A 13,534-nucleotide genomic window follows, 5' to 3' on the forward strand; every position below is an offset into this window, starting at 1 on the left:
CAGAGCAGCGGCGCCGAGCGAGCGAACTCCAGTCCACACTCACACCATCAGGTGACACCAGAACCAGTCAAACACTCACAAACCGCTCTCTCAGATGCTGGGCCGCCTCCTCCAGCGTCAGGTTGCGTGCCAGACGCGCTTCCCTGAGCGGCGAATCCACCCGTACCGACCCGGTCACCACAGCCTCCGCATCGCGCGAAACCAAACACGCCATCAGGTTCATCCCACGTCTGTCGCACAGGGAAGGACGCCTCGGCCGGCCTCCTGAGCGCTCAGGAGGCCGGCCGGATCTCCGCCAGGGCGCCCTCCGCGCCCTGGTCCAGGAGAAGGCCGGCCACCAGCACGCCCAGCTTCTCCGGCTCGGACACCGGGCCGGGGAAGTCGGCCTCGACCTGCTTCGTCCCGTCCAGGAAGGTGACCTGCGCGTGCAGGGCCAGGACGCCGTCCGACGCCTTCGCGTACGCGTCGATCGGCACCGAGCACCCACCGCACAGCTCGGCCGGCACGTCCTCACTGCCCGGCGAGGGCAGCAGGACCAGGCCGGGCGGATTGCCGGGCGGCAGGTCTTTCAGCGAGTGGACGATCACGTCCGCCTCGCCCCGCACCAGAGCGGCTTCCTGCTCGGCGGAGAACGCGCTGCCACCGGAACGGGCCGACACCGTGGACAGGGCCGTCCTCCGGTCCCGGTCGCCGCCTTCCAGGATCACCTGGTGGCGGAACTCGATCTCGGGGAAGCGCTCCCGCAGCGGCGTCAGGAACTCCTTCACCTGGGCTTTCGCGAGGTGACTGGCACGCGATCCGACGACCAACGTCCGCATGGCCCAACTCCAGGCATCTGACGAAATATTGAGCGCATGCTACTCGGACAGAGCGCAACCCTTTTCCGACGGTTTGTCGAAATCGTGAATGGAGAGACCGACTTCCCGCCCACCGGGGTGAACGTGTTCCAGGGCGCCGGAGACCGGCAGCGGGGAACCGTCACAGCCGACAAGGCGAACCTGAACGACCTGGTCACCGACCGGGCCCAGGTGAAGGAGCGCCTGACCATCCAGGGCGGGCTGACGGTCGGCGACGTGCTGGAGACGCAGGACGGCCCGTCCCGGCTGGTCGTCCACGGCCGGCTGGACGCCGAGGGCGAGCTGAACGCCGCCGGGAACGTCGTCGCCGGTGGTGACCTCACCGTCAACGGCGTTCTCCGGCCGATGCGGAACCTGGAGGTCGGGGGTGCGGTCGTCGCGGGCGACCTCACGGTCAGGGACAAACTGACGACCGACCACGAGCGGTTCAAGCTGATCGTCCACGGGGAGTCGCTGTACCTCGGGAAGGTGAACGCCAACCGGCACCTGTCGGTCCGCAACGAGGGCACCGGGTGGATCATGCACACCAACGACGGCCAGGTGTCGATCCAGGGCGGCCTGCGGGTCCACGGGGCGTTCCGCTCGGACAGCTGACGGTCATGGCGCGACGGCCGCCCGGCAGGAGTGCGCGCCCGACAGGAGCACGCCTCCGGCCGGGCGGCCGCCGGCAGGGGGCAGCCGCAGGCGGGGCAGGGCGGTCGGAACCCGACGGTGACGACGTCGACGACCGGCCCTGCGACGCTCTTCCACGGCCGTCGCGGCCGACGCGGACTTCGCCGCCGGCCTCGACGACGCCGGAACACTGCCGGCCTTCGGGTGAAGCGCACCTTCAGGTGGCGCGTAAGGCCCCGGGGATCAAGCCAATGCCCTGGCCGGATCACCACCCTTGTACGTAGTCAATCGTGCACATAGCGTGACGACCTGTCCGCAATGCGGCTCCCTCGCACTGACGTGAAAGGTGGTTTCGTCATGTCCGACAAGCCCGGGTACGCCGACCTCATCGAGCCCACTCCCGGCGTCGCCGAGGCGAACCGGAAGTCCGTGGAGGCCGTCGAGACCGGCGACCAGACGGGCGGCCAGGACTTCGCCGATGCCAGCCGCGGTCTGATCGCCCTGCCCGGGACCAACGTCATCTGGTCCCGCAAGGACTCCGGGAAGGTCGTCTGGGACTTCACCGCGTACGAGTTCCTCGATCCCGACCCGCGCTCCGAACCGCCGACGGTCAACGGCAGCCTGCAGCGGCAGGGCCAGCTGACCGCCATCGCCGGGCTGTTCCTGGTCCACAGCAGCCGCGAGTACCGGATCTACCAGGTCCGCGGCTACGACCTGTCCAACATGACGATCGTCGAGCACGATGCGGGCCTGGTCGTCATCGACCCGCTGGCCTGCTACGAGACCGCGCGGGCCGCGCTCAAGCTGTTCCGGGACCGGACGGAACTCTCCAAGGAGCAGCGGCCCGTCAAGGGCATCGTCTACACCCACTGTCACGTCGACCACTTCGGCGGTTCCCGCGGCCTCTTCGCCGAACAGGGCGACCCGCTGGAGCCGGGTGTTCCCGTCGTCGCGCCGGAGGGCTTCCTCGAACACGCGATCAGCGAGAACGTCTACGCGGGCCCCGCGATGGCCCGGCGCGCGCAGTACATATACGCGGCGCAGCTGGACAAGAGCCCGACGGGCCAGGTCGGTTCGGGCCTGGGCACGACCATCTCCACGGGCGAGGTGACCCTCGTCCCGCCGACGGAATACATCGGCGGCCCGCTCCACCAGCCGGTCCCGAAGGACCGGTGGAAGGACACCTACGTCATCCCCTGGCGGCCGGGGCTGTACGAGTTCGACCTGGCCGGCGTCCAGATGCTGTTCCAGCTCACGCCGGGCACCGAGGCCCCGGCGGAGATGAACATCTACTTCCCGGACGCCCGGACCCTGTGCATCGCGGAGAACGCCACGCACACCATGCACAACATCCTCAGCCTGCGCGGGGCGCAGGTGCGGGACGCGCACGCGTGGTCGAAGTACCTCACCGAGGCGATCCAGACCTTCGGCAAGGAGACCGACGTCCTGTTCGCCTCGCACCACTGGCCGATGTGGGGTGACGAGCAGGGCAACGGGCGCATCCTCGAATTCCTCGACAGGCAGCGCGACATGTACGCCTACCTCAACGACCAGGCCCTGCGGCTGATCAACGCCGGCCGCACCGGGACCGAGATCGCCGAGGAGTTGCCGACCCTCCCGGCGGGCCTGAACGACCACTGGTACAACCAGGGCTACTACGGCTCGGTGAGCCACAACCTCAAGGCGGTCTACCAGCGTTACATGGGCTGGTACGACGGCAACCCGGCCCACCTGTGGCAGCTCCCGCCCGTCCAGTCGGGCGCGGCCTACGTGGAGGCGATGGGCGGCGCCGAGGCCGTGATCGCCCTGGCCCAGCGGGCCTATGACACCGACACCCCGGACGGCTTCCGCTGGGCCGCCGAACTGCTCAACCACGTCATCTTCGGGGCGGCGGCCGAGTCGGGCAGCCCGCTCGCCGAGCCGCAGGTCACCCGGGCCAGGGAGTTGCAGGCCAAGGTCCTCACCCAGCTCGGTTACGGCAGCGCCAACGGCACCTGGCGCAACGCCTACCTCACCGGCGCCCAGGAGGTCGTCAACGGCCCGCAGCCGCTGATCACCAGCCAGAGCTCGGCCGACCTGGTGCGCAGCACCACCCTGGAGCAGTTCTTCTCCGCCCTCGCCCGGAGCGTGGACGGGCCGACGGCCGCGGACCGGCACCGCCTCCCGATCGCCCTCAACTGGGTGTTCACGGACACCGGCGAGAAGTGCACCACGACTCTGCGCAACGGCGTGCTGGTGTTCGTGGCGGACGGCGACCGCCTCCTCGAGGTGCCGGACGCCACCATCACGCTCAGCCGTCAGACGCTCAACGAAGTGGCTCAGACCCCCGGTTTCCGGAGGAACTTCGACCAGGCGGTGCGGGAGAACAAGATCACGCTGGACGGCGAGAAGGCTCAGCAGGCGGCCGACGCCGTCTTCGACACCCTGACCCTCCCCGACCCGAAGTTCCCGATCGTCACCCCGCGCACCCGCTGAGTGTCACGACACCGGGCCGGCTTCACCCGAAGCCGGCCCGGTTCGCGCCCCCTCCCCCGGCGCTTCCCGGTCCTTCCCCGTCCGACTGAAAAGTGATATCACTTTGCTAAGTCCGTGACCGTGCGGACCGAGGACGAGAGGAGCCGGCCCGATGGCCGCTCAAGACCACGCCTTCGAGGGCGTCGAAATGCCCGCCCCCAAGGTCACCGAACGCGTCATCACCGGAAGCGCCGGGCTGCCCGTGCTCGCGCTCGGTCTGCTGCTGCTCCTCGGCAGCGTCGCGACGACCGTCGTCGGCATCGTCCTGGCCGCCCAGAGCGGCTCGGCCGCCGGAATCGCCCTGACCTCGGCCGGCCCGGTCGTACTGCTCGCCTCGGTGATCCTGCTCTGCGGCCTGACCGCCGTGGCCCCCGGCCAGGCCCGGGTGGTGCAACTGCTCGGCCGCTACCGGGGCACCATCCGCGCCGACGGGCTGACCTGGGTCAACCCCTTCACCTCCCGCCGGCGGATATCCACCCGGATCCGCAACCACGAGACCGAGACCACCAAGGTCAACGACTCCGACGGCAACCCGATCGAGATGGCCGCCGTGGTCGTCTGGCAGGTCGAGGACACCGCGAAGGCCACCTTCGAGGTGGACGACTTCACCGAGTTCGTCGCCATCCAGACCGAGACCGCGGTGCGCCACATCGCCAACAGCTACCCGTACGACGCCCACCAGCCCGGGCAGTTGTCGCTGCGCGACAGCGCGGACGAGATCACCCGCAAGCTCTCCGAGGAGATCTCCACCCGGGTCGCCTCGGCCGGCGTGCGGGTGGTGGAGTCCCGGATCACCCGGCTCGCCTACGCCCCCGAGGTCGCACAGGTGATGCTGCAGCGCCAGCAGGCCAGCGCCGTGGTCGCCGCCCGCCGCTTGATCGTGGAGGGCGCGGTGGGCATGGTGGAGCTTGCCCTGGACCGTCTCGCCGAGCGCGACGTGGTCGAGCTGGACGAGGAGCGCAAGGCCGCCATGGTGAGCAACCTGCTGGTCGTGCTCTGCGGCGACCGGGGCACCCAGCCGGTGGTCAACACCGGCTCCCTGTACCAGTAGGAGGTGCGTCCAGGTGGCGCCGGAGCGAAAGAAGATCCTGCTGCGCCTGGACCCGGCCGTCCACGACGCACTGGCCCGCTGGGCCTCGGACGAACTGCGCAGCACCAACGCGCAGATCGAGTTCCTGCTCCGCCGGGCCCTGACCGAGGGCGGCCGGATGCCGGGCGGCGTACCCCGCCTGCCCAGGCGCGGCCGCCCGCCCAGGGACGGCGAGCCGGAACCGGACCAACACCAAGCTCCCTGAGGACGGTTGGAGTCCCGCCATGGAACTGCCCGGCACCCTGCCCGGCCAGCTCTACCTGCTGGCCCACGACCCCGAACGGGGCCGCCTGACCGGTACGCACAACCTCGAACCGCTGCTGCGCGCCGCGGCCCTCACCGACCTCCTCCAGCGCGGCCTGCTCCGCGACGCGAACGGCAGGCCGGAGGTCACCGGCCGGGCCCCGGCCGGGCTCGACCCGGTGCTCGCCGGCATCCTCACGGAGCTCGCCGACGGCCGGCCCCGCCGCTGGAGGAACTGGATCGGACGGCGCCGGCGCACCACCCGCGCCGTCCGGGACGGCCTCGCGGCCACCGGCTGGATCCGCCTCGACGAGCACCGTGTGCTCGGCCTCTTCCGCACCGTCCGGCCCACCCCGCGCGACCCCCGGGTCCGCAAGGCCCTGGCCGCCGCGGTCTCCTCGGCCCTGCACGGACCGCTCTCCCGGGTCGAGCCGGGCGACGCGGCGCTGGTCGCCCTCGCCGACGCGGCCCGGCTCGCCCTGGTCCTGCCCCGGAAGCTGCGCCGCGAACAGCGGGAACGGATCGCCGCACTCGCCGCGCTCTGCGGCCCGGTCCCGCGCGCCCTGCGCCAGGCGATCGCCGCCCGGGACAGCGCGGCGACCTGACCCCGGCAGGCTCCGGAACGGTATCGCGGCAGGTGAGGCGCCCCGAGGCCCCCGGGCGGGGTGTGGCTATCCCCCCGCGAAAGTCTGATGCTGGCCGCAGCGCGCGACGAACGCTTCCCGGGAAATGATCATCCTCAGTTCCGCGAGAGCGAGTTGAGGAGTGATCGGCATGACGGGAAAGCACCTGCGGCGACGGACGCTGCTGGCCACGACGGCCGTCGCGGCGGGAGCCCTGCTGGCTCCCGCCGCGGCCCAGGCAGCCCCGACGGCCCAGGGAGCCCCGGCAGCCCCGGCGACGGGCGGTGGCGGGCAGGGCCCGGTCCGCGCGCTGGAGCGGGCGGCCCACCCGCTGCGGTCGACGGAGCCCGGGACGGACACGGCCGACCTGCGGCCCCTGGGGGCGATGATCGGCGGCGCCAAGGTGGTGGGCCTCGGCGAGGCCACGCACGGCTCGCACGAGTTCTTCGCCATGAAGGAACGGGTCTTCCGGTACCTCGTCGAGGAGAGGGGATTCACCACCTTCGCCCTGGAGATGAGCTGGCCCGCCGGACTGCGGATCGACGAGTACCTCCAGGGCGGCCGGGGAGACGCACGCCGGATCGTCAAGGAGGAACTGGGCGAATCACCCTGGGAACGCGAGGAGTTCGTCAGCCTCATCGAGTGGATGCGGGACCACAACCGCCGCCACCCCGGCCACAAGGTCCACTTCATGGGCGACGACATCGGCGCCCCCAAGGTGGGCGACGACCTCTTCGCGCGGGTGACGGGCTACGTGCAGCGGCAGCACCCGGAGCTGCTGCCGCGCTTCACCGAGCTCTACACCGGCCTGCGCCCCCTCGACGACAGCTTCGCCTACCTGGCCGGCCCGCTCGCGGAACGACAGCGGCTCGCCGCCAACGCCCGGCAGGCCCTGGAGCTGCTCACCGGCCGACAGGGCGCAGGCGGAACCGAGTTCGAGTGGACGGTGCAGCACGCCCGGTCCATCGCCCAGACCGCCACGTTCCTCGCCTTCGACCTCGCCGACCCCGCGGTCATCCCCGTCGCGATGCTCTACCGCGACCAGCTGATGGCCGACAACACCGCCTGGTGGCAACGGCACACCGGCCACCGGATGCTGCTGTCGGCGCACAACTCCCATGTGGGGTACGTGACCGACATCCCCGAGACCTACCCCAAGGTGCAGGGCGCGTTCCTGCGCGACCTGCTCGGCAAGGACTACCTCCCCATCGGATTCACCTTCGACCGGGGCTCCTTCCTGTCGAAGGACCAGAGCCTCGGCGGCCCGTGGAAGAAGTACACCGTCGACGCGGCCGGGCCCGGCACCAACGAGGAAACCCTCGACAAGGTCCGCCACCGGGACTACTACCTCGACATCCGCACCGCCCCACCTGCCGCCCGCACCTGGCTGGACACCGCCCGCCCCACCCGCAGCATCGGCACCGAATACCCCGTCCCCCTCGCCGACATCCGGATAGCCTCCAGCTACGACGTCCTCATCCACCTCCACCGCATCCGCGAAGCCGACCAGCTGCGCCCCTAGCCGCTGACCGAGGGGCCGGTCTGGGCCCGGCGCCGGTCCGGGTCCGGGCCGCGAGGAGATGTGCGGCCGCCGAACCCCGCCCGCGCCGGGCCGGTCAGACCTGGTTGAGGCCGCCGTCGACGAAGAGTTCGGCTCCGGTGGTGAAGGAGCTCTGGTCCGAGGCGAGGAAGAGGGCCGCGGCGGCGACCTCGTCGGGGCGCCCGATCCGGCCCAGCGGAATCCTGGCGACGAGCTCGTCCACCACGGGCGCCTCCCCCGCGCCCAGACCGCTGACGGCGGGAGTCTCGATCGGGCCGGGGCTGATGGCGTTGACCCGGATGCCGCGGCCCGCGAGCTCGGCGGCCCACGTGCGGACGAGGTTGCGGTCGGCGGCCTTGGTGGCGCTGTAGACGCTCATCGACTCGACGCCCCTCGACGCGTTGGTGGAGGAGAGCACGACCACCGAGGCGCCGTCCGACAGCAGGGGCAGCGCCTTCTGGACGGTGAAGATCGCCCCCTTGACGTTGATGCCGAAGGTCCTGTCGTAGTGCTCCTCGGTGATCTCCCCGAGCCGGGCGAACGCGCCGACACCGGCGTTGGCCACCACGACGTCCAGCCGTCCGCTGCGTGCCTCGATCGCCGCGAAGAGCCGGTCGAGGTCATCGAGGTTCGACACATCGCTCTGGACGCCTACGGCCCGTCCGCCGATGGCTTCCACGGCCTCGTCCAGCTCGGCCTTGCGCCGGCCGGTGAGGTAGACGGTGGCGCCTTCGGCGGCGAACCGGCGGGCGACGGCGAGACCGATCCCGGCCGAGCCCCCGGTCACCAGGGCGATCTTTCCATCCAGCTGTCCCATGGTTTCCACTCCCTTGACCAGCACTGCTTCGACCATCACTGGAGCTGCTTCTGGTGGGAGCGCCGAACCCCCGCCGGGAATTCCCCGGGGCGTTCCGTGTCCACCGGCGCCGCCCGGCCCCGGAAGGGGCGCGGAGGCGCCGCGTGCGCGGCCGCCGGGATGCGAGCCACCCGGGTGTGGTGGAAATGTGGAAGAGAGAGCCCGGCACGGCCCCGGCCCCCTGCCCTGGCCGCGCCACCGGGTTCCCGAAGGCCGTGTGCACCGGATGAGGACGACCGAGGACTCGCACAGACCTGCGGCGGTCACACGCCGACCGCCCGGAGGCCCCCGTCGCTCACCCTCCGTAGCGCGAATCGATGCCGGATGCGTGCTCTGCCGAATCGAGGCGGTACCAGTGGATCTCAGGATGTCGGTCGAAGCCCGGGAGGCGTTCCTCGCCGGCCCGCACGTGGGAGTCCTGGGGGTGGACGACGCGCGCGACGGCGGCGGACCGCTGCTCGTCCCGCTCTGGTACTCCTACCGGCCGGGCGGGCCGGTGACGATCCAGACCGGGCGGGAGACGCTGAAGGCCCGGCTCATCCGCGGTGCGGGCCGGTTCAGCCTCTGCGCGCAGGTCGAGTCGGCGCCCTACCGCTACGTCAGCGTGGAGGGGCCGGTGGTGGCCGTCGAGGACCCGCTGCCGCCGGCCGAACGCGAGGAGCTGGCCCGCCGGTATCTGGACGCGGACACGGCGGCGGCCTACCTGGACGCCAACCAGCGGCAGCTGGCCGACGACATCCTCATCCGCATGAGGCCCGAGAGATGGCGGACCGCCGACTTCGCCGCCTTCGCCGAGGAGTTCGAACCGTAGCTTCCCGCGCACGCGGTCGGTGCGCGGCAGAGAGCGTGACATCCCGATGAACACCCGAACAACGACGCATCAGGCGACGGCCGAGCACGCCGCGGCGGTGCCGTATCCACGCGATCGGTGCCTCCATGAGCTGTTCGACTCCAGGGCGGCGCACCGCCCGCGGGCCATCGCCTCCGTCCAGCACGGCCGCAGCATCAGCTACGGCGAACTCAAGCTCCGCTCCGACGCGTTGGCGGCCCGGCTGCACGACTCCGGCGTGCGGTACGGCGACACGGTCGGGGTGTGCGGGGCCCGCTCTCCGGAGGCGCTGGTCGCGTTCCTGGGCATCCTCAAGACCGGTGCGGCCTACGTCCCGCTCGACGACGCCTCACCGCCCGCGCGTCTGCAGGCGATGGCCGAGGACGCGGGGGTGCACACCGTCGTCGCACTGCCCGGCAGCTCCCGCCGCATCCGGCGCGTGCGTTCCCGCATCGACCTGGGCGGCCCGGCCCCGGCCGCCCGGACCGGACCGCCCGCCCCGACCGCCCCGGCCGCGGTACCGCAGGCCCGGGCACTCCCCGCGGACTGCGCCTACGTGATGTTCACCTCCGGCTCGACCGGCCGCCCCAAACCGGTGGCGATCCCGCACCGCGGAGTCGTCCGGCTGGCCGCCTCCGACCTGGTCCGGCAGCGGCCGCGACCCGGTGAGCGGGTGCTGCACGCCTACGGCCTCTCCTCGGACGCCTCTTCGATCGAGATCTGGCCCGCGCTGCTCGCCGGCGCCTGCCTCGTGATCGCCGACCAGGAGGAACTGCTGTCGCCGGCCGCCCTGGAGTCGCTCCTGCTCTCCGAACGGGTCGGCGTCGCCTACCTGACCACCGGGGTGTTCCACCACATCGCGCGCACCAGGCCCTCGGCGCTGCGGTCCCTGCGGTTCGCCTCGGCCGGAGGCGAGGCGATGGACGCGGAGCTGGCCCGCGCGATACTGGCGGCCTGCCCGGACACCACCGTGGTCAACTTCTACGGCCCGACCGAGAACAGCGTGGTCTCCACCGCACACATGCTGCACGACCTGCCTCCCGAGGCGACGGCCGTGCCGATCGGCCTCCCCCTGGAGAACTCCACCTGTCATGTGCTGCGCCCGGACGGCACACTCGCCGGCACCGGCGAGGAGGGCGAACTCCTCGTCGGCGGGGACGGGCTCGCACTGGGGTACCTCGGCGACCCCGAGCTGACCGCCGAGCGCTTCGTCGACGACCTCGTCGAGCCCGGTACGCGCCTCTACCGCACCGGTGACCGCGTGGTCCGGCGCCCCGACGGCTTACTGGAGTACCGGTCCCGGGTGGACCGGCAGATCAAACTGCGCGGGCACCGCATCGAGCCGGACGAGGTGGAGACGCGGCTGCGCGCGGACGACGCGGTGGGCGAGGCCGTCGTCGAACGGGACGGCGACTCCCTGATCGGGTACGTGACACCGGCCCGCCCCGGCCGGGCGCTGCCCCTGGACCGCATCCGCGGCGGTCTCGCCACCTGGCTGCCCGCGGCCGCGGTGCCCGCGCGGCTGGTGGAACTCGCGCGGTTCCCGGTGACGGCCGGCGGCAAGGTCGACCGCCACCGGCTGCGCGGGCTGGCGGCCGCCGAGGAGGCCGCCGCCCCGCCGGCGGTGAACGGCACCGCGCCCGGCCCGCAAGGCGCGGTGGCCCGGATCTGGCAGGTGGTGCTGGGTGTGCACCCGGCACCGGGCGACAGCTTCTTCGACATCGGCGGCGACTCCCTGCTGGCGGCCGAGGCCGTCACCCGTACGCTGACCGCCTTCGACCTCGACGCCCGGCACGGCCGCACCCTCGTCCACAGCCTGCTGCGCTCCCCCACACTGGAGGACTTCACCGCCGCCGTCACCGCCGTCCAGGGCCGGCCCGGCGGGGTGAACGCCGACGCGGGCCCGGTGGACTTCCGCGCCGAGGCACGGCTGGGCTTCACCCTCCCGCCGCCGCGCGGGCCGGAGCCGGACTGGCGCCACCCCGCGGAGGTGCTGCTCACCGGCGCCTCCGGCTTCGTCGGCGCCTTCCTCCTGGCCGCGCTGCTGCGCCGCACCGACGCCCGGGTGCACTGCCCGGTACGAAGCCGGGCCCCCGCCCACGCCCGGCAGAAGGTGATGCGGAACCTCGCCCGCTTCGGCCTCGCCACCCCCGAAGCCGCCGACCGCGTCGTCTGCCTCCCCGCCGACCTCGCCGAGCCCGGCCTCGGACTGGAACCGGGCCGCGCCGACGAACTCGCCGACACCCTCGACCTGGTGATCCACTCGGCCGCGCAGGTCAACTTCATCTATCCGTACGACGCGCTGCGCCGCACCAACGTGGACGGCACCAGGGAGCTCGTCCGACTGGCGGCCGGACGCCGGGTGCCGGTGCACTTCCTCTCCACCATCGCGGTGCTCGCCGGCTTCGGAACCGCCGGCGTACGGCACGTCGACGAGGACCTGCCGCTCGACCACGCCGACCGGCTCACCATGGGCTACGCCGAGAGCAAGTGGGTCGCCGAGGAGGTGCTGCGCGACGCCGCGGACCAGGCCCAGGGCCTGCCGGTGGCGGTCTACCGTCCGTACGAGATCACCGGAGACCGGCGCACCGGCGCCTGCAACACCGACACCGCGATCTGCTCGCTGTTCAAGACGATCAGCGAGACCGGGCTGGCCCCCGACATCCCGCTGCCGCTGGACTTCGTCCCGGTGGACTTCCTCTCCGACGCCCTGGTGCACATCGCCACCACCCACCGCACCACCCGCCGGACCTACCACATGACCAACCCCCGCCCCGCAGGCCTGCGCGACATGCTCGACCGGATGGACACGGCCGGCCACCGGATCTCCCGGCTCCCCTACGAGGAGTGGGTGGGCGAGCTCGTCCGGCACGTCGCGCGGCACCCCACGAGCCCCACCGCCCCGTTCGTCTCGCTGTGCGTGGACCGCTGCAAGCAGGCCGACATGTCCGTCAAGGAGATGTACTTCGAGGGCACCTTCCCGACCGTCGGGCGGGCCAACGTCGAGCGCGACCTGGCCACCTCGGGCCTGCACTGCCCTCCCGTCGACGCGGAGCTGCTGGACCGCTACCTGGAGTACTTCTACGCCACCGGCTACATCGAACGCCCCGGCCGCGGCCACCCCGAAGGGGAGCGGACATGAGCGCGCGGCGGCCCGGCGCCGAGCCGGACGTCCTGGACTTCCCGCTCCCGCCGCCGGGCACCATGGGGCCGCCCGAGGAGTCCGCGCGGCTGCGCGAGAGCTGCCCCCTGGCCAGGGTCAGGATGCCGATGGACGCGACCGCCTGGTACGCCACCCGGTACGAGGACGTCCGGATGCTCTTCGCGGACCCCCGGCTGATCAGGCCGACCATCAACGACTGGCCGTCGCGCCCCGGGCAGCCCGCGGACGACGGGCCGCGCCTGGTCACGATCGCCGAACTCGACGGCCCCCGGCACGCGGCCCTGCGCCGGGCCCTGGCCGAGCCGTTCAGCTCCCGGGCCGTACGCGACCACCTGCCGCGCATCCGCGGGCTCGCCGGGCGACTGCTGCGGGCGTTCGAGGAGAACGGCCCGCCCGGCGACCTGGTCGCCGGCTTCACCGACCCCTTCCCCCTGCTCGTGCTCTGCGACCTGGTGGGCATCCCCTTCGAGGACCGGGACTGGTTCCTCCCGGTCCTGGACGCGGCCCTCGGCGGCGTGGTGACCTCCCAGGAGGGCCGCCGGGTCACCGGCCTGCTGCGCGAGTACGTCGCCGGACTGATCGCCCGGAAGCGGGACCGGCCCGGCGACGACGTCCTGACCCGGCTGGTCCGCCGGTGCGACGACGGCGAGCTGACCCACGACGACGTACTGGCCTTCGGGCTGTCCATGCTCACCGTCGGCTTCGGCATCAGCAGCTTCTTCCTGGCCGACACCGTGCACACCCTGCTCGACCGGCCGGACCTCTGGGCCCGCCTGCGCGACGACCGCGGCCTCCTGCCCGGCGCGGTGGAGGAGTTCCTGCGCTACATGCCGGTGATGAACGGCACCGTGATCCTCCTGGCGACCGAGGACATCGAACTGCACGGGCGGACGATCCGCGAGGGCGACGCCGTCATCCCCGTACCGGCCTGCGCCAACCGCGACGAGCGGGTCTTCGCCGACGCCGACCGGCTCGACCTGGACCGGGCCGGCGCGACCACGGGCCGCGGGGGCCACCTCGCCTTCGGACGGGGGGCCCACAACTGCCTCGGCGCCCACCTGGCCCGCGCCGAACTGACCACGGGAGTCGAGGCGCTGCTCGACCGCTTCCCGCGGCTGCGCCTCGCCCAAGGACAGGAACCCGCCTGGGACGACGAATCCGTGACCAAGTCACCGCTGACCCTCCCGGTCAGCTGGTGAGACCCACC

At 72.2% G+C, this 13,534-nt stretch carries 12 protein-coding genes; 9 read left to right on the top strand and 3 right to left on the bottom strand.

Features of this window, described 5'->3' with window-relative positions:
- Positions 1–67 precede the first annotated feature (67 nt).
- Positions 68–223 carry a hypothetical protein gene (locus AB0P06_RS15605; protein WP_363607802.1) on the bottom strand — a complete coding sequence of 52 codons (156 nt, stop codon included), beginning with the start codon at positions 221–223 and terminating at the stop codon, positions 68–70.
- A gap of 49 nt (positions 224–272) precedes the next feature.
- Complete coding sequence (locus AB0P06_RS15610; protein ID WP_363607803.1) at positions 273–818, bottom strand: hypothetical protein; 546 nt, start codon at positions 816–818, stop codon at positions 273–275.
- 84 nt (positions 819–902) lie between these two features.
- Here AB0P06_RS15610 and AB0P06_RS15615 point away from each other — a divergent pair, with 84 nt between their 5' ends.
- The 6 genes from AB0P06_RS15615 to AB0P06_RS15640 all read left to right on the top strand — a co-directional run bounded on the left by AB0P06_RS15615 (position 903) and on the right by AB0P06_RS15640 (position 7,461).
- On the top strand, positions 903–1,451 hold the full coding sequence (locus AB0P06_RS15615) for a hypothetical protein (RefSeq protein ID WP_363607804.1): 549 nt from the start codon (positions 903–905) through the stop codon (positions 1,449–1,451).
- Between the two features lie 375 nt (positions 1,452–1,826).
- The gene (locus tag AB0P06_RS15620; RefSeq protein ID WP_363607805.1) at positions 1,827–3,944 is read left to right on the top strand and encodes an alkyl sulfatase dimerization domain-containing protein; all 2,118 of its coding nucleotides are present in this window, start codon (positions 1,827–1,829) and stop codon (positions 3,942–3,944) included.
- Between the two features lie 151 nt (positions 3,945–4,095).
- Positions 4,096–5,034: an SPFH domain-containing protein gene (locus AB0P06_RS15625; protein ID WP_363607806.1), complete on the top strand. Its 939-nt coding sequence runs from the start codon at positions 4,096–4,098 to the stop codon at positions 5,032–5,034.
- A gap of 13 nt (positions 5,035–5,047) precedes the next feature.
- Positions 5,048–5,278, top strand: a complete 231-nt coding sequence (locus AB0P06_RS15630) for a hypothetical protein (protein ID WP_363607807.1) — start codon at positions 5,048–5,050, stop codon at positions 5,276–5,278.
- A gap of 19 nt (positions 5,279–5,297) precedes the next feature.
- Entirely contained in the window at positions 5,298–5,921 is a 624-nt protein-coding gene (locus AB0P06_RS15635; protein WP_363607808.1) for a GPP34 family phosphoprotein, read from the top strand.
- A gap of 169 nt (positions 5,922–6,090) precedes the next feature.
- A complete protein-coding gene (locus AB0P06_RS15640; protein ID WP_363607809.1) occupies positions 6,091–7,461 on the top strand; it encodes an erythromycin esterase family protein in 1,371 nt (456 codons plus the stop codon).
- Between the two features lie 94 nt (positions 7,462–7,555).
- On the opposite strand, the gene AB0P06_RS15645 is transcribed toward AB0P06_RS15640, so the two are convergent.
- On the bottom strand, positions 7,556–8,296 hold the full coding sequence (locus tag AB0P06_RS15645) for an SDR family oxidoreductase (protein WP_363607810.1): 741 nt from the start codon (positions 8,294–8,296) through the stop codon (positions 7,556–7,558).
- Positions 8,297–8,702: 406 nt separating this feature from the next.
- Between AB0P06_RS15645 and AB0P06_RS15650 the strand changes: the two genes are divergently transcribed.
- From AB0P06_RS15650 to AB0P06_RS15660, 3 genes are read left to right on the top strand one after another with little or no spacing between them, the layout of a single operon-like run.
- Positions 8,703–9,146, top strand: a complete 444-nt coding sequence (locus AB0P06_RS15650) for a pyridoxamine 5'-phosphate oxidase family protein (RefSeq protein WP_363607811.1) — start codon at positions 8,703–8,705, stop codon at positions 9,144–9,146.
- 46 nt (positions 9,147–9,192) lie between these two features.
- Positions 9,193–12,306: an amino acid adenylation domain-containing protein gene (locus tag AB0P06_RS15655; protein WP_363607812.1), complete on the top strand. Its 3,114-nt coding sequence runs from the start codon at positions 9,193–9,195 to the stop codon at positions 12,304–12,306.
- The gene (locus AB0P06_RS15660; protein ID WP_363607813.1) at positions 12,303–13,526 is read left to right on the top strand and encodes a cytochrome P450; all 1,224 of its coding nucleotides are present in this window, start codon (positions 12,303–12,305) and stop codon (positions 13,524–13,526) included. Before AB0P06_RS15655 ends, AB0P06_RS15660 begins: the two co-directional genes overlap by 4 nt.
- Positions 13,527–13,534 lie beyond the last annotated feature (8 nt).

The sequence above is a fragment of the Kitasatospora sp. NPDC088351 genome (assembly GCF_040685575.1).
Lineage (GTDB): Bacteria > Actinomycetota > Actinomycetes > Streptomycetales > Streptomycetaceae > Kitasatospora.